A 20,531-nucleotide genomic window follows, 5' to 3' on the forward strand; every position below is an offset into this window, starting at 1 on the left:
AATGTCAGGCCGCCTCACAGATCGGGTCGCTGTTTCGTCGATTCGGTGAGAGCGCACAGACCGAAGGAGCCGACCGTGACCGACCCGCACCTGCCCGAGGTGATCAATGAGCGCCGTCAGCTGATCAATGTCGCCTACCGGCTGCTCGGCTCGCTGGCCGAGGCCGAGGATGTGGTGCAGGAGACCTACGCGCGCTGGTACGCGCTCTCCGCGTCGCAGCGAGCGGAAGTGACGGTGCCAGGGGCCTGGTTGACGACGGTCGCGAGCCGCATCTGCCTCGATCTGCTCGGCTCGGCCCGCGCCAGGCGGGAAAGCTATGTGGGCGAATGGATTCCGGAGCCGGTACCCGGCCGATCCGAATTGAGCGATGGGCGCGCCTGCGTCGATCCGGCCGACCGGGTGACCCTCGACGAGTCGATCAGCATGGCCTTCCTCGTCGTGCTGGACTCCATGACGCCGGCCGAGCGTGTGTCATTCGTGCTGCACGACGTTTTCCGCTACTCCTTCGCCGAGGTCGCCGACATCGTCGGGCGCTCCCCTGCGGCCTGCCGCCAGCTCGCCTCCAGTGCCCGGCGCCGCATCGATACCTCGCGCAGCCCATCGGGCACCGAGCGTGCCGGGGTGGTGCGCGATTTCAAAAAAGCCTGGGAGACAAAGAATATCGAGGCCCTGATCGGCCTGCTCGACCCACAGGCGATCGCCGCGGCCGACAGCGGCGGCCTCGCACCTGCCTTCCGTGACCCGATCAACGGCGGCGACCAGATCGCCCACGCGTTCATGGAAATCGCCACCTACGGTCCCGCCGTAACCCTGCTGGAACGAACGGTCAACGGCCAGCCCGGTCTGGTGGCACAACTCGACGACACCATCGTCTCGGTCTACGCCTTCGACATCACCCACGACCGCATCAGTCGTATCTGGGTGATCCGGAACCCGGAGAAGCTACGTTCCTGGACGGGTTGCTGAAGCGAACACCGACGTCACGACGCTGCGCGGCGAGCGGGCCGATCTGGGCACCTCCATTCCATGGATCGACTCGCCGGCCTCGAGTCGATCCCTGCGACAGTGCTCAGCCGATTCGGGCACCGATCGTGCCGGCCAGGAACGGCCAGGACTGCTTCAGATCGTCCTCCCAGTAACCCCAGGAATGCGTCCCGGTGGGGCGATCCACCAGCGTCACCGGGATACCCAGGTCGTTGAGGCGGTTGGTGAGGTTGATGGTGCAGTAGCGGATGGCCGCTTCGATCGGGCCACCGAATGCGATCTGGACCGGCAGCGGTATCCGCCCGTCCTGCACGCGCGGGTCGGCCGGGGTGTCGTGCGGTGCGCCCGGGATGCCGCTGCCGGTGGTCAGGTACACCGCGGTGCCGCGAAGCCGTTCGGCATTGACCAGCGGGTCGTTCGCCCGCCACAACGGGTTGCTGGCCGGGCCCCACATGTTTTCGACGCTCTGGCCGCCGCCCCAGTTCTCGACCGTGATGCGCACGAATTCGTGGCCGATGGGATCGGAGGTCTGGGCGCAACCGCTGTAGGAGGCCACGCTCTTCCAGTAACCGGGCTTGGCGATGGCCAGGTTCAGCACCGAGGTGCCGCTCATCGAGACCCCCGCCAGCGACCGGTTGTCGTTGGCGCCCAGGAAATCCTCGATCACCGGCGGCAACTCCTCATTGAGGAAGGTCTGCCACCGGTTGAAGCCGAGTCTGGCGTCCGGGCGGATCCAGTCGGTGTAGTAGGAGTTGCTGCCGCCGTAGGGCGTGACCACGTTGACGTCCTGTGCCCGCAGGAAATCGATGACGTCGGTCTGGGCGTCCCAGCCGCTGCCGTTGGGTCCGCCACCGGAGCCGTTGAGCAGATACAACGTCGGCCGCGGCGCGCTGCGGTCGGCGGCGCGCAGAACCTGCACGGCAATCTCGCGCTGCATAGCCGGGGAGTAGACCTGCACGACCTGTTGGGCACCGTCCGCGCCCTCCACCGAGACGACCCGCGCCCCAGCAGGCTCGGCGACCGCGACACCGCCGAGCAGCCCGGTGGCAACCAACGCCCCGACCACGGCCCAACGCAGCGCCGACTCCACTGGCCATCGTTGTCGCGTCATACGCACCTCTCCTCTGCTAACCCGGTGAACTTCGCGCTCCCGACCAGCCGGGCTACCGGTAGCAGCGTCGAGCAGAAATTCGCGCTGCCACCGCAACAGGATTGGTGTGATCGGCTATTCGTTCACCGAAAGTCGGAACGTGCGGCCGAATGTTCTGACATGCCGATTTCAGGGTTTCCAGCCGAACAGGTCGACGATCTGTGCGGTAGTACCGTCTCGCCGAGGAGCGGGGAGATTTGTTCGATACCGTTGTGGTGTGTGGGGAGCTGGTTTCGTCCCAGAGCGGCGCCTTCCTAATGCAGCTCGGCTGCGGCTGTCGAGGTAGGTCGAGTGTTGTCGCCGTGTTGGCCGGACCCAGGTGGGAAACCCGGGCGGCCGGGTAGCAGGAAGGGGCTTGTGAGGATCAGCAGTCCTGCGACCGTGAGCGCCGTGCGCGGGCCGGTCGTGCTCGCGAGCAACCCGCCCAGCGCGCTGAGTACCGCGATCGCCGCGCCACTGCTGATCGACCATGCCGAAAGGGTGCGTGCCACACGGTCGTCGGGTGTGTGCTCGAGCCGGTAGACCGCCAGCACCGAGTTGTACAGGCTCATGCTGACGATGATCGCGAACTCGATGACGATCACGGTCGCGAGGCCGACCACGCCGGGCTGGACCGCGGCCAAGCCGATCAGCCAGACCGCCCGAAATGTGCCGGCTACGAGCAGGATCCGCTGGCTTCCGTAGCGTGCCACGGCGCGGCCGGCCAGACGCGAGCCGATGAGACCGCCGATACACGGACTGGCGAAGGCCAAACCGTACTGCCAGGGCGCGAATCCGAGATCGCGGAGCATGCGGACGGCCAGGATCGGCTCGGTCGCCATGATCAGACCGCTCACGAGCAGATGGTTCAGGTAGAGCCCCCGCAGACCGGGATGGGTCAGTAGATGCCGCCAGCCGTCGAGAACCTCACCGGCCCGCATCCCCGGGTTGGAACGCCGCGGCGGTTGTTCATCGCCGCCGATCGCGGTGATGCCCAGCGCGGACAGCAGATAGCTCAGCGTGTCGGCCACCACGGTGATTACCGGCCCGAACAGCCCGATCGCCGCTCCGCCCAGGGGTGGACCGAACGCGACGGAACTCCACATCGTCGACTCGAAGCGCGCATTGGCGACGAGCAGATCCTCTTGCCGTACAAGGCTTTTGAGGTATGCCCCGCTCGCAGCGCCGAACGCGATCTTCGCGGCGGCAACCACAGCCGAAACGAACAGCAAGTGCGCGAAACTCAAGTTGCCGAAGGCATACACGATCGGGATCGTGAGCATCACCACGAACCGCGCCAGATCCATCGTGATCATCACCCGGCGTTTGCGCCGAAACTCCACCCACGGGCCCAACGGCACCGCGATCAGCGCGCCCACCGCAGGCCCCACGGCCGCCAGCACCGACACCTGCAACGAGTCCGCGTCCAACACCAGCAACGCGATCAGCGGTAACGCGCCGAATCCCAACCCGGACCCGTAGGCGCTCACCGCGTAGGACACCCACAACCATCCGAATCGCCGCCCCAAGGCTCGTCTGGCGGCCACGCCCGGTACCTCCTCCGAATCGCCCGCTCTCGAACGCCGAGATCAAAGCAATTCCGCGCAGCCGCAATCAAACAACCGCATGCTCGGAGAGCCACAACCCTCGGTTGTACCGGTAGGCTCTGCGGGTGGATTTCGACGCCGTGCGCACCTTCGTCTCCGCTGCGGAGAACGGCCAGTTCCAGGAAGCCGCAGTCGATCTGGCGATCACCCAGCAAGCGGTCTCCAAACGCATAGCCGCGCTGGAGAAGCATGTGGGTGTCCGACTGTTCGCCCGCACACCCCGGGGTGTCGAGCTCACGATCGACGGGCAGGCATTCCTGCCGCACGCCCGCGAACTACTCGACGCCGTTGACCGCGCCGATGCCTCCGTGCGTCCCGGACGGCGAGCGTTGCGCGTCGATGTCGTTGCCCGGCGGATTGTTTCAGCAGCGCTCCTCCAAGACTTCCACCGCGAGCGGCCCGGCTTCGAGTTGGACGTCGTCACGCTCCTCGATGCCGACCTGGACGCCGCGATCGCCGCCGTCGACGGGGGAACCATCGACGCCACCTTCCACGCGGTCCCGCCCGGTCACCGCCTCCCCGCCACGATCCGGACCGCCAAGGCAGCCGACGAACCGCACCAGTTACTTGTCGGCCCGCACCACCCGCTCGCCGACGCTGCCGCCATCACGCCGGGGCAGTTGGCCGGACGCCGCATCTGGATGCCCGGCTTGCCCAACCATGGCGAAGTAGCCGCCTACTACGCCGAACTCGCCGACGCTTTCGGTTTCGACATCGACAACCTCGGTCCGGTGTTTGCCAAAGAGTCTGTGCTGGAAGAGATTTCGCGCTCCGGTGACCTGTCCACACTCATCGGCGCCGGTTCGCAGTACCTTTGGCCGGACAGCTACGATCTGCGGCGTATCCCGATCCGCAATCCGACACCGGTGTACCCGATATCGATCATCTGGCGCGCGGACAATCCGCATCCCGCCCTCCCCGAGCTTCGCGACTATCTCCGCTCCAGACGGGTGGCCGAACAAGGTGACGAGGTCTGGGCGCCGACATGGATGCACTCACCAAGGCGAGATCCCGCCGATCGGCGCTGACCGAACCACCAATGATGTGTGCGGTGCCCGCGATCACGGCGCACAACGCCGTCAACAGAGTGTGCTGTTCGCCGCGGGTGTCCTCGCTGGCTTGGCGACAAGTCTGCTCGTTGAAGCTCTCGTTCTCAGTCCGGTCCGCCGTGCCACCGGAGCGGCCGAGTTCACGGAATCGATCTTGTCCGGGTTGCGGCGACAAGTGTCAGCGATCGACTCTGCCGGTGAGGCCTCCGGTCCGGCTGTCGCGATGATCGGCGGCCGTCACCGCGCAGAGAATGGTCTGGCTCGGAATCATGTGAGTGGCCAGATTGCTGTTCTTCGACAGGGTTACGTTCAGCCGCTGTTCGCAGAAAGTCCAAACATCAAGCGCCCCGGAGGGAGCCCGGTATTGATCGAGGTCCGAATCCTCTGCGCTGAGCACGACTTCGCCGTAATGCGGGCCGGAACACGGCATGACATGTACTGCTTCGTCGAATCTGGTGCTGTAGTCCCAGCAGTCGCCGAGCAAGTCAGCCCTGCCTCTATCCGCTGGATCGGAAGCGTAGTGGCCCACGTAGCCGCACATGGCGCGTGGTCGTTCGTTCAGATCGGTTGGCGGACACGGGCTCCCACGACACGCAGATGCCGAATCGAAGATGGTTTGCGGCGAGGAATGCACTGCGGTGCCATGTATTTCGCAGGACCAGGGCTCGAAGCGGTAGGTCGACATCGTGCATCGGCAGCCCGGATCCGCGACCGCGAATGTGCATACCATTGCGGCTTCGGTGGACGCTCACCGACGGGTCAAGCACTTCCCGTACCGATCCACCAAGGGTTGCTCAGCCGCACTGGGCGGTCGGTCGGTGTATTGGCAACCGCCGACTATGATTCGCAAGCCCCGGTCAGGGTCGTCGCTTCCCAAGCCCTCGCGGCCTGAAGCCAGGTATCGGATGGCGGGCGGACTCAGCTCCGCGACGATCGGAAGATGCTTCTCGGCAAGGAGTTTCGCGTCGTCGAACTTCGACGACTGCAGCCACTCGCTGACATGTATGCGCAGTGAGTATGGACTTTCCTCTGGTCGTATCTCCATATGCACTCTGTGGGGTGGGGTTTGGTCCTCGTTGAGTCGTTGCCAGACCGAGAATTCGACCTCGGTGGGGTACCGGTCCACCCGCAGGAACCCGCTCCGGCGACCCCAGGCCCCGATTTCCCACTGAGCCCCCGCTAGCTCAGGGAACTCCCGCATCAAGCGCCGGTAGGTATCGCTGACTAAGCGGAAGTCGTCCGCGTTCAACGGCTTCAATGAAATTTCGCCGACACCGAGGTAGCCGTCTTTGACGAGATCGCCCGGCCCGAACCCATCGCAGCAGTACGAGGTCCACTTGTAGGTCCATGCCACCTCGTCTTCGGGAAAAGCATGGCTCAGGGCATGCCATTGGACAGCACGGTCCGGTGCCGTGGCCAACCCGTCTCTGCCTGTTTTGAAAGAGCTTTGCCGCTCGCCCCAACGGATTTCGATATCTATACGCCGCCGCTGCAGGCGTTCTGCGGCCGCTATCTTGTCGCGGAAGACCTCGATCACTGCCTTGGCCTGCTCTGCCGAGGCGTCCGCGGACAAGACGACCACTGTCGAGAAGTTTCTGTCGAAATCGGTCGAAACCCGGTGAACCCCCGGCATCCGGTCGAGCGTGGCCTCGATGTCTCGCGATTCCTCGGTTCCGCGAGTGCAGGAGCAGACGAGGACCCCGACCAGCGCAATCATGGTCCACTTGAACCACGACCGACCCCACCGTTCCGCACGGTAGAGCATCGCCGCGCAGTCGAACTTCCGGTTGACCATGCGGTGAAGATAACTGGCTCGCGATGAACCCGCATGCCCCCTGAACCACCGTGCATCCGTGTGGGCTGCCTGTCACGGTGCCGCAGGCCCACGCAACACACTGGATAGGCTCCTACCGCGCTGAGCGAAGTGGCCATGTCGTGGTCGCTGCCGGGTCAGACCGGTTGTGGCTCAACACATCCGGTGATGCCGATCAGCGGATCTCGACCACCACTTTGCCCAGGGCGCGTCCCGCACCGACGTAGGCCAGCGCGTTCGCGGTCTCGTCGAGGGGGAACCTGCGGTCGATGTGGATACCGATCCGTCCCGCGACACACGACTCCGCGAGGGGTGTGAAGTGCGCGGGCCCTTCCTGCACCGCGAGGACCCCGAGCCTGCGGCCGGTCACCACTCCGGCGAGCACGCCGACCGTCGTCATCCGCAGCAACGCGCTTGTGGTGCCGCCGACGCAGCGGTACCGGCCGCCGCGGGCGACCGCCCTGCGGTAGGCGAAGACCGACCGGTGGGCGACGAGGTCGAGTACTCGGTCGTATGGTCCGGTTCGGGTGAAGTTCCCGACGCGATAATCGATGACCTCGTCGGCGCCGACCGTGCGCATGAACGCCAGCTTGTCCGCGTTGTCGACCGCGGTCACGTGGGCCCCGGCGTTCTTGGCCAACTGGATTGCGAACGCTCCGGATCCGCCGCCCGCTCCGTTGATCAACACCGACATTCCGGCAGCGATATCGGCCGTGCCCTGGAGGGCGATCGCCCCGGCTTGGGGCAGGGTCGAGGCTTCGGCGAAGCTCAGCGACGCCGGTTTGTGCGCCAGCGCCGATTCAGGAGCCACGGCGTATTCAGCGAATCCGCCCTTGAGCATCAAATTGTCACCGTAGACCTCGTCACCGGGCGCGAACAGGGTGACCTCGGAGCCGACGGCTTCGACCCGTCCGGCGATATCGGATCCGAGAACGGGGCGACCGGGAGTCCGGAGCCCGCCGATGCGCGAGTACAGCGGCGTCCCCCGCAGTGTCTCCCAGTCGGAGAGGTTGATCGACGTCGTATGCACCTGGACCAGTACCTGTTTCGGTGTCGGCGACGGCGTTGGGATATGCGCGATCGACAGCACCTCGGGGCCGCCGTAGCGGTCGTACACGACGGCCCTCATGCGATTCCAGCACCGGGGATCGAGCGACAGCCTGACACGTGACAAACTCTAGTCGAACGTCGCAGCGTGGCTGTTGCCTCGAGTATCAGTGCAGCTGGCCAGGTTTCGCGATCTGTCACAGATCTTGCATGGCCTGGCGTGCATGGCCGTTTAAGTATCCCGATGGTGAGCAGATCGTGGCGGCCAGGCGATCTGGCTATGGCTGTCATGGCGTATCAGGCGCATCCTGTGAAGTGCGCGGAGTGGGCGAGCGTGGTCGGCATGCTGGGTTCTGGCCTGCGAGGAGGAATGCATGGAAAGCGCGCCGAGCAAGACGGCGATGTTCGCGGCCGTGTCGCGTGGATTGCTTCGCCTGGAGACAGCGTCGCCGTGGGTACTGGACGATGTGCTGGCCCTGGTGCTTGTCGGCCCGGTATGGCAGCAACTGCGAGACCGATTCGATCCGCTGTTCCCCGACCGGGTGCGTCGCGAATCCCGCGCGGCTGTCTGTACCCGCAGCCGGTACGCCGAGGACCGGCTGGCCGCTGGCGCCTTCCCGCAGTACGTGATTCTCGGCGCGGGGCTCGACTCGTTCGCGTGGCGGCGACCGGATCTGCTCGGCTCGCTGACGGTCTTCGAGGTTGATCACCCTGCCTCCCAGGCATGGAAGCTCGAGCGGATCAGCGAGCTCGGCCTGCCGCTCAGCGACTCCCACGTATTCGTGCCGACTGATTTCGAGGCCGGACCGGTTCAGGATGCTCTGGGCTCGGCCGGGTTCGACTGGGCGCAGCCGGCGATGTTCTGCTGGACGGGCGTCGCCCCCTATCTGACGGCACAGGCGATCGAGTCGGGGTTGCGCACGATCGCGGCGGCCGCTCCCGGGTCTGAGGTGGTGTTCTCCTACCGAGCCGAGGACTGTGCGCTCGACGACGTGGGGACGGAATTCGCCCGTATCTACACCCCGATCGCGGCTTCGGTCGGCGAGCCGCTGCAGCCTGGCTGGCCGGTATCGGAGATCGAGGGGCTGATCAGCCGGTGCGGACTGAAGGTGGTGGACCATCCCACGCGTGCAGACCTCCAGCAGCGATACTTCGCCGGCCGTACCGATGGCCTGCGACCCTATACCTTCGAGACCCTGGTAGCCGCGCAGGTCACCTGAGCGAGCAGGCCACGTCCGGGCAACTTTCACCCGCTGCGAGGGCCAGCAGAACATCGCCGACGTTCCCTGCGGTTCGCTCGAGTCGTTCAGCCGGCGAGCGGGCCGGAACCGTATATGACGCTCAGGCACATGCGCGTGCACTCGGCGGCCAGCTCGGCTGTGGTCATGGTGACGACGCCATCGAGCCAGCCTTCGATGAGCTGATTCACCCCGCCGGTGATGAACATCGCGGCGCGGCGTAGCTGATCGGGGTCGTGCTCGGCGTCGAGGAACTCCGGTGCGTGCTGAACGACGAGGTCGGCGATCATTGTCAGCACCTCATCGAGGCGCGGGCGGGCTGATCTCTAGTTAGCCCGCGGCGACGAGCGTGGTTGCTGTGGTGAGCGTTTGATCGCGGCTGATGGGTGTTGTAGGGCACTTATATTCCGGATGGGAGGGTCCACCGAACTGAATGCGTTGTGGGCGCGGTCGTTCGAGCGATCCCGGCGTGAGCCATGTCACGCAACGACGCTGTCACAGACCTCGACCGGCCGACATCTTGTGTTCGTTCCAGCACACAACGCAAGTGAGGACGACATCATGACTACTAACCAGCACGCGATCGCCTTGGTTACCGGGGCCAACAAGGGGATCGGCCGGGCAGCAGCCGAGCAGCTCGCCGCGCTGGGAATGACGGTACTGGTCGGTGCCAGAGATCCGCAGCGCGGCGAACCGGCCGCGGCGGCGATCCGCGCTGCGGGCGGCGCAGCGCACACGCTCACTCTGGACGTCACCGACACGGCCACGGTCCAGGCATCGGCGCAGTGGATCGAGGAGCACTTCGGGCGGTTGGATGTGCTGATCAACAACGCGGGTATCAGCGGTTCCGGACAGGTCGACCCCAGCGACGCCGTCGACCAGATCCCCAGCACCGTCGAGCTGGACATGGTTCGAAAGGTCTTCGAAACCAACGTCTTCGGCGTGATCGCGGTGACCAACGCCATGCTGGGACTGCTGCGCCGGTCACCCGCACCGCGCATCGTCAATGTCGCGAGCCACGCCGCGTCACTGACTCTGTTCAGCGACCCCGATGGTCCCTTCGCCGCGCTGTTGCCTTCGGCCGCGTACTCGCCGTCGAAATCTGCTCTGCTTTCGCTCACCGTCAACTACGCCAACGAACTACGCAAGGACGGCATCCTGGTCAACGCCGTGGCTCCCGGTTACGTGGACACCGACAGCAACAACCACACCGGATTTCTCACCGTGGAGCAAGGAGCCGCGATTCTGGTGCGGATGGCGACCCTCGGCGCGGACGGCCCGACCGGAGGATTCTTCAGCGAGGACGGCCCGGTTCCGTGGTAGCCGCCGAACGGCCACGCCGCGATTGTCGGCCCAGCCGGTCCCGCTCAGCCAAATTGACCCGACGCGGTGGCTTTTCATCCTTACGGCATGAATGATCTGCACGTCGCCGAATTCGACGTTTGCGCGATGACACCGCTTGAACCGAGCCACCGCGTGTCCGGAACGACGTTGGCGGCCCGAGCTGACATCAGCCAAGGCGAGTGAGCGATATTGTTGCGTGGCGCGCGGCCTGAAGCGGCCACGCGGCGGTCCCGAAGATCAACGGGCCTAGGGTATTTCAGCCAGCCGAACGCACTGATCTGCCGATTTCGGGGCGTTCGGATGAAGGTGACGAGCGGGCTACAACCGATCTCGCGAGGGCTTATCGGTAATGAAGATCAGCAGTGTGCCAATCGCGGCCGTTTGCATCAACAGCTGTCCCACGGGGTCGGTAAAAACCGTGCCCGTGCGGATCATCGACGTGATGATGCCTGCAGGGGCCAAGGCCGCCACGAGCAGCGCGACAACTCTTCTACGCTTCGACCGTCGTTTCCGCGGACCAACTGCCACGCCCATTTCCTGCCCCACTGAAATCAAGCAAAGCAGGCCGGCAACGACACCGGTTAGGCCGAGCAGATGAGTTGCTGTCAGGTCGCCCCAGTCCTTACTGACAGCCAACCTGGTCAGGGCAACGATGTACAGGCCGATGACGACAACGGCGGCGACCCCTCTGAACTGTGCCCAACGCTTCTTCCGGCCATCTGCGGCAACCGATCCCGCCCCTTGTGTGCTCACAGCTGGAGAGCCTACAAGTCCGATGGTTGCGCCGCCCGGTCGTGCAGTGCACTCTCATGCCGCGGTGCGAGCGTTCCGTGCGGTGAGATCGGCTGCGGCGCAGAACTCCTGATAGTGCCGGGTATCGGTGGTCGGTGACGCCGGGCTGGCCAGTGAGTACGGCGGATCGAGGAGTGCCACCAGTCCAGGCTGCCGTGGTCAAGTGCGTTTCAGCATCGTCCGCGCGGTGCGGAGTTCGGGGATACCTATTGCCTTGGCGGCGAACAGGAATACGACAATTCCGAGCACGGTGCCTATGGTGAGGGTCGTCATTTGCCGCAGCATGACGGTGCCGATCGTGGCCTGTGTCAGTGCCACGGCCGTCAACGTGGCCGCTCCGGCGATGCAGGAGGCGGTCCCGACCCGAGTTGCGGCGGCGGCGGCGACCGAGAATCCGAGGAGTCCATGGCGACGGCGCAGCAGCAGATGACCGGCCACCGCTCCGGCCACGTAGGCCAGCGAGCTCGCGACGCCGAGCATCACCACGACAGCGGTGCCATCGAAAAGGGTTGCGGCGAACACGATGGCCGTGACTTTGGTGGTCACCATCACGAGGTTGATCGCTGTGGGGGTGCGAGTGTCGTTGTAGGCGTAGAACACCCGCATTTGCAGCATCACCAGAGCGAACGGCGCCAGTCCGAATGCCGAGCACGCGACCGCGATGCCGATGAGCTGGGCGGCATCGGGAGCGACCCGGCCGGTGAAGACAAGTGTGGTGAACGCGGGACCGAGCAGGCTCATCGCGATCGTGATCGGGATCAGCGCGGTGGACAGATAGCGGGCACCGCGGGTGAGGTCGGCGATGACCGCGCTGTGGTCGTGGTGTGCGGCCGCGCGGGAGATGCGTGGCATCAGAACGGTGAGCACTGAGGCGGCGAGGATGCCATAGGGGACCTGGAACAGCAGTTCGGCGTAGCTGTAGATGGAGACCCCATCGTGGTCGAAGGCCACGCGCATGGTGATCGCTACCCCGATCTGGCTGATGGCGGCGTAGGCGAGCAGCCAGCCCAGCATTGGGATCCCGGCTCGGACCGGGCGCCAGGTGTAGGGCAAGGGCCGCACCTGCCAGCTCCACCGGAAGCGCTCACGACGCAGCGCGAGGATCACCCATGCCGCTTGTCCGGCGATACCGGCGGTGGTTCCGATCCCGATCGTGAGGACTTGCGCTGTGGTCATCGATGACGGCGTCAGGGTGACCGGCCCCGGAAGCAAAGCGAACACCGCGCACGTGGCCAGCACGATCGCGTTGTTGACCACCGGCGCCCACGCCGCGGTGGCAAAACTGTCGCGCACGTTGAGCACCGCGCTCACCACAACGGTCACGCCGTAGAAGAAGATCTGCGGCAAAAGCAAATATGCCCACCAGGTCGCGAGGTGTCGTTGTTCGGAGTCCGTGACGAAGGCTCGAACGATCAGTGGCGCGCACAGCACGGTGAGCGCGGTGATGGTCGCGAGCGCGAGGATCGAGGCGAGCATGACCCGTTGGGTGAACTCGCGTGAGCGTTTGCGGCCGTGGCGGCGTGCGCGGGTCAGCAGCGGCACGACAGCGCTGGCGAGAACGCTTCCCAGCAGCAACTCGTAGACCATGTTCGGCAGGTTGTTGACGCCGTTGTAGGCATCACCGACTGCGGCGGTTCCTAATACAGCGGCCACCACGAGCGTACGCGCGAATCCGCTGACCCTGCTGACGATTCCGGCCAGGGCTACCGCTCTGCCCGCCCGCGCCAGGCTCACGTTCGTCGCATCGCTGCCTCGGCGAACAAGTTTCCTGTTCGCCGATGGCGTGGCCAGCCGGACTGTGGGGCCTTGGATCGGTAAGGGTTGGGTCGGGAAGCTGCCGTAGTCGTTCAATGCACCACCTATCGCAGAGTCGAGATCGCCGCGACCAGGCTACGTCTCGAGACTGCGGCCCGATTGGCTGCTTGTCAGCGTCCGACGTCGGCGGCCCATGTCGATGCCGCGACCCGCACCCCCTGCTGGCCGTGATCGGAGGCGGCGGTCGAACGCGCGAACCGAACCACGGGATCTGCTGCGAGCGTTCACGTCCGGTTTCTGGATTGAGGTTTCGAGGCATGAGTGAGGCTTGCACCCTGCCACTGATCAGCCACGCGAATCAGGAGTTGTCGAAGTCTGCTTCGTGTAGGAGACCGTTGAGGAACGTCGCGAAATCCGGTGCGAGAGTGGTGATTCGATACCCGGCTTCCTGATCCACATGAACGATGGTGGGCTCCTCGCCCCCGCGGTAGTCCAGCGCGAGCATGTCATGGCCGGCCGAGGGGCAATCCGCGAAGTGGATCCCGATATCGGGGTATCCCCACTCCTCGAGCCAGAACCGGCTCCCCATCTCACCGCCCAAGCTGAAGGCTGCGGTGCGGCCGATGGCAGCTATAGACGTGACCGCAATGCGGTCGGCGGCCCAGGTTGTTGGGGTGTCGGCACGATGAACCGATCGTGTGAGATAGCCACCGTTGTGTGCTCGGGCCAACTCGATATAGGCCCGGGGAAGTCGGCGGCCCAGTTCGCTCTCGATCGACCTGACCAAGTCGTCGTCGGGAGAGGTTTCGAAGGGCTGGGCATCACGGCCGAACAGACCAGATAGCTCGATCACGTGTGGGCCTTACCGGAGTCGCAGTGTTGTCGAACGCGCTGTCACATCGCTCCCGTGCGGCGTGACCAGCATCGAATGCCCAGGCAGCGAGGCTCGCGGCGCTTGCTTCGCGAGCCTCGCCCGGGTGTGTCCGTTAGAGCAGGGAGAAACCGTGTCACCACGCAACATCGACTGGACTCGGATGCTGGCCGAGATGGCTGCGATTAATCGGTTCGCGAAACAGCAATCGGACTACGTGGACGCGACCATTCCCTACCCTGGAGCCGACGACAGCGCGGTCAATGCCGCCGAACAGCGGCTAGGACTTCACCTCGACCCCGAGTACCGAGAGTTTCTCGGCCATGCCGACGGCTGGCCGCGCTGGGACGGTCACCAATCTCTGCTGGGCACCCGCGAGATGGTCACCGACACAGTGATATTCAACGGATCACAGGCACCATGGTCAACGATCTTCGAAGGGCTGCCGGCCACTGGAGGGAAATCATGCGGCAACACCCCTGATCCACCCTCACAACCCGTCGGCAGGGGACCGTTCTCAACGCCCGCTACTGCCTGCGGGCTCAGGCGGTCAACGCAACACTTCTTCGAGTGCTTCTGATGGTGTGCGGAATCCGATGAGCGCGTGTTGGTGTCGGCGCAACCTGACCGCGCAGGTAAGAGGATGAACCCGACCGCCGAGGAGAAGCATCAATTCATTCAGTCGGGCGCCGGTTCCGAACCTTGCGCTGAGCCGCGCCGATGCGCCGCGACATCGAACTTGCGCGCCGACAATGGCGGTTGACGGGCGATTAAGGCTGGGAGATTGTTGCGGTGCACAGCTTCCAGTCATTGTCATCTCGGACGAGCGCGAAGAAGGCGACCTGCGGGGTTCCCTCGGCGGTGCCGAGTTTGCCCTGGACGCGGGCGTAGGCCGTGGCGGTGTTGCCGTCAACGGTGATGTAGTGGAAGTCGCCGACACCGATGTGCAGGGTTGATGTGTCGGTGTCCTGGTTGGCGAGGATCTGGCGATTGCCTTCGTTGACACGCATCCCGACGTCGCCGCAGGTTCGTCGGGACAGGGTGGAGGTGTCGCCGGTGTTCGCGGCATCGACGACGGTACGTACCGCCTCGGCGACGCTGTTCTGGTCGGCGGGTGTTTCGGAGCGTTCATGGGTTGACCGTCCGATGAGAACTCCGGCGACGAGGGCGGCAGCCAGAGTGAGGAACCCCAGCAGGACGGTCGTGCCACGGGTTCGGTTGCTGGTCGGGGTTGTCATTGGTTGCTCCTGTGGCGGTACCGCCTGGTCAGTGCGATCGCGGCGACGATCCAGTTGATGGTCACCAGGATCGCCAGGATCCAATCGAGGGGCGATGCGGTACCGCGGAATACGTCGATCAGGGGAAAGATGCCCAGGACGGTGACGAGGGTGGTCATCACGACGAAGTAGGTATCGGCTTGCGGAATGGCAAAGAACTTGCTCATGGCGTCGCTTCCACTGGTTGGTGTGTTCATCGGCAGTTGTCGAATCGCCAGCCCTGGGATGTCAGGGTCCAGGTCCGCCCGGTTTCGGCGTCGGGATCGTTGTCGATGTCGTTGTACTCGAACACGACCGTGGCCGAGGCGCCGTTGAGCTGTGCCGAGTAGCTGGGTCGGCCCGTGGAGAGGTTGCGGCCGGTGTAGATCTCGGTGATTGCGTTGGTGAATGCGTCCGAGGTCAGGGCTGTTTTGCACGTGTCGGATCGGTAACTGTAGGCCGAAGCGTAGTCGCCGTCGGCGATAGCGCCGTACATCGCCACGACGGCCTGCTGCAGCTGATCCGCTGGTGTTGCGACAGCGGATGTTTCCTCCGGGTTCTGGCGCACCGCGCCGACACCGAGAACGGTCACCATTCCCACGGCCACCGCGCAGGAGATTCCCGCCGCGACCGGCAACCGTCGCTTCGAATCTGTTGGTAGCGCCATTGGAAGTCTCCTTCTCAGGCCGCGCACGCGGGCCACGGGGTGCATCGGCCGCCACTGGGCGGCGGGGCGGGTGCGGGCGGCGGTGGGTTCTGCGGGGTCTGTATCGGTTCCGGTGTCGGTGGCGCCTGCGGTGTCATCGGCGGTTGAGTGGGTTGGGCCTGCGTTGGCGGCGGAGTTCCGTTCTCACCGCCCTGCCCGTTGGTGCCGCCACCGTTGTTGCCGCTGCCTCCGGAGTTGCCCCCGTTGTTGCCGCTGCCGCCTCCGGAACCACCGGAGTTGCCGGGGCCGAGGTCGATGCCGAACAGCGGCAGGCACATGCTCAGCGCGAGCCCCAAACCTGTGATCGACCAGAACACATCCCAGAAGCTCGGGTCCTTGGCCAGTTCCTTGAGGAGTTTCCACACTTTCTCCGGGCTGCGGTCCTTGCCCTTTTCCAGATCTTCCAGGATCGAGGCGATGCGCTGCGCCAGTCGGGGCAACCGCGCGGCGACCTCTTCCAGAATCTTGGTGATCCGAGCGAACCGCAGCAGCGGTATCAGCAGCACTCCGGCGGCGCCGACACATTTCATCACCTGAGTGCCGTTGCGCAGCATGCATCTCCAGTCGCAGTCGTCGAACAGCCCGACCGGTTGCAGGCCGTCACGTGCGGCGGCCTGGCGCAATGCCAATTCAAAATAGTCGAAGGCCGACTCGGATTCCTTCGCGCTGGGAGCCGCTGCCGGGACGCGCGCCGGTGAGGGGGTCTCGATATCGAGGCCGGGCACCGAAGGTTCCACCGTGAGCGGAGTCCGATCCGGTGGTGGTGCCGATGACCCGGCCGGCGGCATCGGCGGCAGATCTCCCGGCACCGGCACGATGGGCGTGCCGTTTCCGGGTGCCAACGGAGGAGGGGTGAGTGCCCCGGCCTGGCTGCCTCCACCCGTGCCGCCCTGCGGTTGACCGGGTATCGCAGGGGTGGGCAGCGGTGAGGGTGTGGTCGGTGGTCCTGGTGGTGGGGTCGGTGGGTCGGGCACGTCGACGCAGGGCCAGCCGGGGTGCATCTGCTGCCACTGCTCACACGGAATATTGGGCCCGGCCTCGGCGCGCGGTGTGAGCGGATCGACGGCGACGACCCCAACGCCGCCGATCAACACCGCTGACGTGGTGACCACGCAGATTCCGGCTCTTCCCCACGTCCCCGGATGCCACCGGTGCCGCTGAGCTGTGTTCATGTCGATGCTGACCTTCCTGAGGAGCCCGGAGCCGGGTTAGAGCCAAATGGGGTCGCCGTAGGCGGTGGTGGTGTTGTCCGCGGTGGGGGTCGACATAGTCGCGGTGGCGAAGGAGCGCAATGAGACCGGGCCCATGCAGGCGTCGACCTTGACCTCGACCTGATCCATGGCGATCGACGCGCGCCCGGATGCCAAGGCCTTCTTGCCGAACTCGACCGTCGCGATCGAGCCGGGCTTGAGGGTCGTCGAAATATTCGGCGACACAGAGGCATTCACGCCGAGGCTGACACTGGGCGGATAGGAGATGTTCAATGAAGCGTTGGGTCCGATCGACATGCCCAAACTGGTGGTCAAGCCGTTGGATACGTCTATCTGACAACCGATCTGGTAGCCGAAGCTGACCATCGCCGCTGTCACGGGTTGAGTCCCTTTACCGCCGACCTCGGCGATCGCCTTCAACGAGACGAACCCTTCTCGGGTGAACATCGTCGCCGCCAGGTTCGGGTAGCGGTCCAAAGTTTCCGCGGCCTTGGTGACCCGCAGACTCCATCCGTCATCGGTATCGACGACACGCGACTTATCGCTCACCGCGTCCGCCGACGCCATCGCCGACCCCAGCAATCCTGCTGTTATCGCACTCGCACACGCCACTATGGCGATTCCACCGCGCCGAAACACAACCCTGCTCATGAGAATTTGTCCTTAATCGGGAGTCGAACTTCGACGAGGAGCTACACCTCTGCAGTTCTCCTAAGACGTAAGGAAAACCCAGTAGCAAATATCTAGCAACTCATCGTTTGCGATCTAAGTCCCTCGTGACCATCCGTTCACCAGCTGGACACTCGACCAACCCTGCAAGCGCGGGGGGATCGAAGATTCAACAACCGGTTTGTGGCGTGCGTCATGCCCAGACCGTTACCTGACACGACGAGCGGCGCTGCGCCGTCGTCTCTCTCGGATGCCCCCTACGCACACCTCGAAGACCACAACTTGACGATGACATGCCGGGAGACGCCCAGAAGTTCGGCCGCCAACGGCGGTTATTCTCCTCCCGGGGACGCCGCGGTCGATCTCTTGGTGCTGCTTGCCTCCGCTGCCGCCCGCCGTAAGCAGCGGGCGTGCGAGGTGCCACCCGCGCGGTATCGGTGGCGTATTGATGCTCGCGCTCTTGGTCGGGTTGCCCGGCGCATTCGGTACCGGAGCAATCCCCTGGGCGCAACGGCATCGCTCGAGCTTCAGGTGAGGGGTGCGGCGAACACCTTGTTCAGTCGCGGTAGACGACGCCGAAATCCAAGTGCAGAGCGGTCTTCCGGCCATCGGCAGTACGCGTGGCCAGTAGCGGATCGAAGCCGTCGCCCCAGCCGGATTCGCAGAAGACGATGTTCTGGCGCCGAACGTCTTTCTATGCCGAGTTTAGTGCGTTCGGCTGGCTCGTCGGACGGCGGCCGAGCCGGGTTGAAGTTAAAGGTCCGTCTCTGCCGATGAGTCGTCTCGTATCTGGTTCAGACTCTGACCATCCGAATAGTCGACACTCCGCCCATAAGAAAGGTCATGCCGGGGAGTCTCGGTCACAACACGAAGTGGCGCCGGCAACGATTGCTTCCCCGTCGAGCCTGATCTGTGGTGTATGCGGTCCTGGCGGTGGCGGGGTTGTGATTGGTCATGGAGGTGGGGCACCGCCATGGTGCGGAAGGCGTGACGCTGGCACCATCAACACCCGACACCAGAGCTGGACAATTGACCAACTTCTTGGACGGAGTGCTGATGACCGCTGCCGACGAGCCGATCCGTAGCGACTGGACATTCCGGAGTGGGTGCGGGATGCAGGTGGCAGTGGTGAGCACTGGCGATGGGGGCCGTTTCCGCGTGACCCGGATCGGCCCGTGCGGCGGGCAGCCAGTTGTGCTGGTCCCGGGCACGTTCGACAATCGCCGGTTGTATCTATGGCCGGGCGGCGGCGGCCTTGCTGCCTCATTGGCCGTGTCCGGGTTCGATGTCTGGATCGTGGAACGCCGCGGCGCCGGTGGCGTGAACCAGGCGGCGGGGGTTCGGGCCGGGTGGGAGGAGGCGATGCGTCAAGATCTCCCCGCGGTGCAGCGGCTCATCGCCGAGACCGGGACCGGTCCGGTGTTCTGGGTCGGGCACTCCCTCGGTGGCGTGCTGGTGGCACGGGCGGCCGCCGAAACGCTGGACCTGCACCGCGTGGCCGGGATCGTGCTCGTCAATGCCGCCGTCGAGATCCCGCTGCTGACGCACCCGATCGCGACCGCACTGCTCGGCTCCCGCCGATGGGGACAGTGGTTCCCGGCCCGGACGCTGCGGCTGGGGCCGGAGAACGAACCGGCCGCGGCGCTGGACGACGCGATCGCGTGGGCCGATGCCGAACACCGGAACTCGGCCATCAGCGGTGTCCTGGCCGGTGTCGATGTGCCGGTACTGGCCTTGACCAGCCCGCGCGACCTCATCGCCCCATCCGAGCGCTGCCGCCGCCTGGCCCGCGCCTGCGGTGCACCGGATCTGCGGGTGCAATCGGCTTCGCGGCGAAACGGTTTCGCCATCGATCACACCCACGAATCACCGCTGCTGCATCCCCGCGCCAGCAGCGACGTGTTCCCCTTCATCCGGGACTGGATGATCACCCGCAGCCCCACCCAGACCACGGCGGCGCCGAGCGATCCCGCCGACCCCGCACCGCGTCGCCACAGCCTGCACTTCACCGTCGACCTGAACGCCGACATCGAGACCGTGTTCGATGTGCTCAGCCAGCAGTGGGCGGCACTGTGGCCGGTGCGCCAGCAGCGTGTTCGCGACAGCGTCGTTCCCGGCTTTCCCGACGGGCTCGGTTGCGTCCGCGCCCAGCGCGCCCTCGGCCTGTGGCCGATCCAAGAACAGATCACCGCCCACCACCGGCCCCGGCTGATCGAATACCGCACCATCCGCGGCCCCGTCCGCCGCCACCACGGCCGCATCCAGCTCACCACCACCGGCCCGGCCACCCACCTGGACTATCACATACGCTTCGACACCCCAGCCTGGATCCCCGGCACACTCCTGGCCACCGCGCTACAACACACCTGGCACCACTACAGCCTTCCTCGACTGCGCGCACTGTGCACCCACCCCACCCGCCAAGCGCGAACCACCCACCCCACCCCACGCACCGACTGAACCGTCCCGGTGGCCCACGGCGCTGGCTACGCACGGAATCCAGGTCGCGCCGCGGACCTACCGCAGGACCCACCGCGGGTCGGAGTCGGCGCGTGGGATCGGCAGATGCGTACCTGGAGAACGCATTACGCGGTCTGAGCGACGGACAGGGCAACAATTCTCCACGTATACGGCCACAACTGCCGATGTCGGCGCTGACACGGGATCCTCCAGCAACGCGGCCACAGCTTCTCCGACTGCTGAAACCAGCTGCCAGGCACCGCAGCACACACTTCTGCGCCGCGGGTGGTTTCGCGGTCCTGACATTTCGGGCCTCCTCATCCAGCCCGGCTGATGGCGTCGGCCGGGATACGGTGGGGCCGCGAACCGGACATTGAAAACGAACATCCGGTAGTGCCGCGGGGCGCGCTGAGCGATACGGCCAAACCGCGGCAGGCCGAACGCACTCTCCTGCCGATTACGTGCGGCGGTCCAGAGCGGAAGCGTCGGGCAAATAGGCTCGGCAATCGCTCTGCCGAACGGCCTGCGGAACCCGCCGCGAGCCCGAAAGGTCCTGTACTCGCGGCGGGCACGGACGTTAGGACCCGGAACTTTTCTCGC

The 20,531-nt window shown here is 65.3% G+C and carries 21 protein-coding genes; 6 read left to right on the plus strand and 15 right to left on the minus strand.

All coding sequences use genetic code 11. The annotated features are described in order from the left end of the window. Nucleotides 1-75 precede the first annotated feature (75 nt). On the plus strand, nt 76-966 hold the full coding sequence (gene sigJ / locus ACIHA7_RS34500; RefSeq protein WP_397295504.1) for an RNA polymerase sigma factor SigJ: 891 nt from the start codon (nt 76-78) through the stop codon (nt 964-966). Between the two features lie 103 nt (nt 967-1,069). On the opposite strand, the gene ACIHA7_RS34505 is transcribed toward sigJ, so the two are convergent. Together ACIHA7_RS34505 and ACIHA7_RS34510 are read right to left on the minus strand one after the other, a co-directional pair. Then, nucleotides 1,070-2,095, minus strand: coding sequence for an alpha/beta hydrolase (locus ACIHA7_RS34505; protein WP_397295505.1), 1,026 nt, complete (start codon nt 2,093-2,095; stop codon nt 1,070-1,072). Between the two features lie 293 nt (nt 2,096-2,388). Then, entirely contained in the window at nt 2,389-3,660 is a 1,272-nt protein-coding gene (locus ACIHA7_RS34510; RefSeq protein ID WP_397295507.1) for an MFS transporter, read from the minus strand. Nucleotides 3,661-3,785: 125 nt separating this feature from the next. On the opposite strand from ACIHA7_RS34510, the gene ACIHA7_RS34515 reads away from it, so the two are divergent. Further along, nucleotides 3,786-4,748, plus strand: a complete 963-nt coding sequence (locus tag ACIHA7_RS34515) for a LysR family transcriptional regulator (RefSeq protein ID WP_397295508.1) — start codon at nt 3,786-3,788, stop codon at nt 4,746-4,748. A 199-nt stretch (nt 4,749-4,947) separates the two neighbouring features. Here the strand turns inward: ACIHA7_RS34515 and ACIHA7_RS34520 are convergent, their stop codons facing one another. The 3 genes from ACIHA7_RS34520 to ACIHA7_RS34530 form a co-directional block, all read right to left on the minus strand. Then, on the minus strand, nt 4,948-5,166 hold the full coding sequence (locus ACIHA7_RS34520) for a hypothetical protein (protein ID WP_397295510.1): 219 nt from the start codon (nt 5,164-5,166) through the stop codon (nt 4,948-4,950). Nucleotides 5,167-5,517: 351 nt separating this feature from the next. Continuing rightward, nucleotides 5,518-6,564 carry a hypothetical protein gene (locus ACIHA7_RS34525; RefSeq protein ID WP_397295511.1) on the minus strand — a complete coding sequence of 349 codons (1,047 nt, stop codon included), beginning with the start codon at nt 6,562-6,564 and terminating at the stop codon, nt 5,518-5,520. Nucleotides 6,565-6,757: 193 nt separating this feature from the next. After that, nucleotides 6,758-7,711 carry an NAD(P)-dependent alcohol dehydrogenase gene (locus ACIHA7_RS34530; protein WP_397295513.1) on the minus strand — a complete coding sequence of 318 codons (954 nt, stop codon included), beginning with the start codon at nt 7,709-7,711 and terminating at the stop codon, nt 6,758-6,760. A gap of 292 nt (nt 7,712-8,003) precedes the next feature. Here ACIHA7_RS34530 and ACIHA7_RS34535 point away from each other — a divergent pair, with 292 nt between their 5' ends. Then, the gene (locus tag ACIHA7_RS34535; RefSeq protein ID WP_397295514.1) at nt 8,004-8,849 is read left to right on the plus strand and encodes a class I SAM-dependent methyltransferase; all 846 of its coding nucleotides are present in this window, start codon (nt 8,004-8,006) and stop codon (nt 8,847-8,849) included. An 86-nt stretch (nt 8,850-8,935) separates the two neighbouring features. Here the strand turns inward: ACIHA7_RS34535 and ACIHA7_RS34540 are convergent, their stop codons facing one another. Next, nucleotides 8,936-9,157, minus strand: a complete 222-nt coding sequence (locus tag ACIHA7_RS34540) for a hypothetical protein (protein WP_397295515.1) — start codon at nt 9,155-9,157, stop codon at nt 8,936-8,938. A 271-nt stretch (nt 9,158-9,428) separates the two neighbouring features. Between ACIHA7_RS34540 and ACIHA7_RS34545 the strand changes: the two genes are divergently transcribed. Continuing rightward, on the plus strand, nt 9,429-10,190 hold the full coding sequence (locus ACIHA7_RS34545; protein WP_397295516.1) for an SDR family NAD(P)-dependent oxidoreductase: 762 nt from the start codon (nt 9,429-9,431) through the stop codon (nt 10,188-10,190). Nucleotides 10,191-10,529: 339 nt separating this feature from the next. Here ACIHA7_RS34545 and ACIHA7_RS34550 read toward each other — a convergent pair whose 3' ends face one another. The 4 genes from ACIHA7_RS34550 to ACIHA7_RS34565 all read right to left on the minus strand — a co-directional run bounded on the left by ACIHA7_RS34550 (nt 10,530) and on the right by ACIHA7_RS34565 (nt 13,611). Further along, nucleotides 10,530-10,964 carry a hypothetical protein gene (locus ACIHA7_RS34550; RefSeq protein ID WP_397295517.1) on the minus strand — a complete coding sequence of 145 codons (435 nt, stop codon included), beginning with the start codon at nt 10,962-10,964 and terminating at the stop codon, nt 10,530-10,532. Between the two features lie 54 nt (nt 10,965-11,018). Beyond that, nucleotides 11,019-11,144 (minus strand): hypothetical protein, encoded by a 126-nt coding sequence (locus ACIHA7_RS34555; protein WP_397295518.1) that lies wholly within the window; start codon nt 11,142-11,144, stop codon nt 11,019-11,021. Between the two features lie 18 nt (nt 11,145-11,162). Then, complete coding sequence (murJ, locus tag ACIHA7_RS34560; protein WP_397295520.1) at nt 11,163-12,737, minus strand: murein biosynthesis integral membrane protein MurJ; 1,575 nt, start codon at nt 12,735-12,737, stop codon at nt 11,163-11,165. Nucleotides 12,738-13,116: 379 nt separating this feature from the next. Then, on the minus strand, nt 13,117-13,611 hold the full coding sequence (locus tag ACIHA7_RS34565; protein ID WP_397295521.1) for an SMI1/KNR4 family protein: 495 nt from the start codon (nt 13,609-13,611) through the stop codon (nt 13,117-13,119). 61 nt (nt 13,612-13,672) lie between these two features. Here ACIHA7_RS34565 and ACIHA7_RS34570 point away from each other — a divergent pair, with 61 nt between their 5' ends. Beyond that, nucleotides 13,673-14,209 (plus strand): SMI1/KNR4 family protein, encoded by a 537-nt coding sequence (locus ACIHA7_RS34570; protein ID WP_397295523.1) that lies wholly within the window; start codon nt 13,673-13,675, stop codon nt 14,207-14,209. A 190-nt stretch (nt 14,210-14,399) separates the two neighbouring features. On the opposite strand, the gene ACIHA7_RS34575 is transcribed toward ACIHA7_RS34570, so the two are convergent. The 5 genes from ACIHA7_RS34575 to ACIHA7_RS34595 all read right to left on the minus strand — a co-directional run bounded on the left by ACIHA7_RS34575 (nt 14,400) and on the right by ACIHA7_RS34595 (nt 17,369). Next, complete coding sequence (locus ACIHA7_RS34575) at nt 14,400-14,867, minus strand: hypothetical protein (protein WP_397295524.1); 468 nt, start codon at nt 14,865-14,867, stop codon at nt 14,400-14,402. Continuing rightward, entirely contained in the window at nt 14,864-15,073 is a 210-nt protein-coding gene (locus ACIHA7_RS34580; RefSeq protein ID WP_397295526.1) for a hypothetical protein, read from the minus strand. The genes ACIHA7_RS34575 and ACIHA7_RS34580 overlap by 4 nt, the downstream gene beginning before the upstream one ends. 26 nt (nt 15,074-15,099) lie before the next feature. Beyond that, on the minus strand, nt 15,100-15,552 hold the full coding sequence (locus ACIHA7_RS34585) for a hypothetical protein (RefSeq protein ID WP_397295527.1): 453 nt from the start codon (nt 15,550-15,552) through the stop codon (nt 15,100-15,102). A 14-nt stretch (nt 15,553-15,566) separates the two neighbouring features. Next, a complete protein-coding gene (locus tag ACIHA7_RS34590; protein WP_397295528.1) occupies nt 15,567-16,703 on the minus strand; it encodes a hypothetical protein in 1,137 nt (378 codons plus the stop codon). Between the two features lie 96 nt (nt 16,704-16,799). Next, nucleotides 16,800-17,369 carry an MspA family porin gene (locus tag ACIHA7_RS34595; RefSeq protein ID WP_397295529.1) on the minus strand — a complete coding sequence of 190 codons (570 nt, stop codon included), beginning with the start codon at nt 17,367-17,369 and terminating at the stop codon, nt 16,800-16,802. 1,230 nt (nt 17,370-18,599) lie between these two features. Between ACIHA7_RS34595 and ACIHA7_RS34600 the strand changes: the two genes are divergently transcribed. Next, nucleotides 18,600-19,931, plus strand: coding sequence for an alpha/beta fold hydrolase (locus tag ACIHA7_RS34600; RefSeq protein ID WP_397295530.1), 1,332 nt, complete (start codon nt 18,600-18,602; stop codon nt 19,929-19,931). The last annotated feature ends 600 nt before the right edge of the window (nt 19,932-20,531 follow it).

This window comes from Nocardia sp. NPDC052316 (assembly GCF_044547795.1).
Lineage (GTDB): Bacteria > Actinomycetota > Actinomycetes > Mycobacteriales > Mycobacteriaceae > Nocardia.

Bases quoted from the DNA above. Each gene is read 5' to 3' on its own strand.
- ACIHA7_RS34505 (WP_397295505.1), bottom strand. From the start codon at position 2,095: ATGACGCGACAACGATGGCCAGTGGAGTCGGCGCTGCGTTGGGCCGTG.
- ACIHA7_RS34525 (WP_397295511.1), bottom strand. From the start codon at position 6,564: ATGGTCAACCGGAAGTTCGACTGCGCGGCGATGCTCTACCGTGCGGAA.
- ACIHA7_RS34530 (WP_397295513.1), bottom strand. From the start codon at position 7,711: ATGAGGGCCGTCGTGTACGACCGCTACGGCGGCCCCGAGGTGCTGTCG.
- ACIHA7_RS34535 (WP_397295514.1), top strand. From the start codon at position 8,004: ATGGAAAGCGCGCCGAGCAAGACGGCGATGTTCGCGGCCGTGTCGCGT.
- ACIHA7_RS34540 (WP_397295515.1), bottom strand. From the start codon at position 9,157: ATGATCGCCGACCTCGTCGTTCAGCACGCACCGGAGTTCCTCGACGCC.
- ACIHA7_RS34545 (WP_397295516.1), top strand. From the start codon at position 9,429: ATGACTACTAACCAGCACGCGATCGCCTTGGTTACCGGGGCCAACAAG.
- ACIHA7_RS34575 (WP_397295524.1), bottom strand. From the start codon at position 14,867: ATGACAACCCCGACCAGCAACCGAACCCGTGGCACGACCGTCCTGCTG.
- ACIHA7_RS34580 (WP_397295526.1), bottom strand. From the start codon at position 15,073: ATGAGCAAGTTCTTTGCCATTCCGCAAGCCGATACCTACTTCGTCGTG.
- ACIHA7_RS34585 (WP_397295527.1), bottom strand. From the start codon at position 15,552: ATGGCGCTACCAACAGATTCGAAGCGACGGTTGCCGGTCGCGGCGGGA.
- ACIHA7_RS34595 (WP_397295529.1), bottom strand. From the start codon at position 17,369: ATGGCGTCGGCGGACGCGGTGAGCGATAAGTCGCGTGTCGTCGATACC.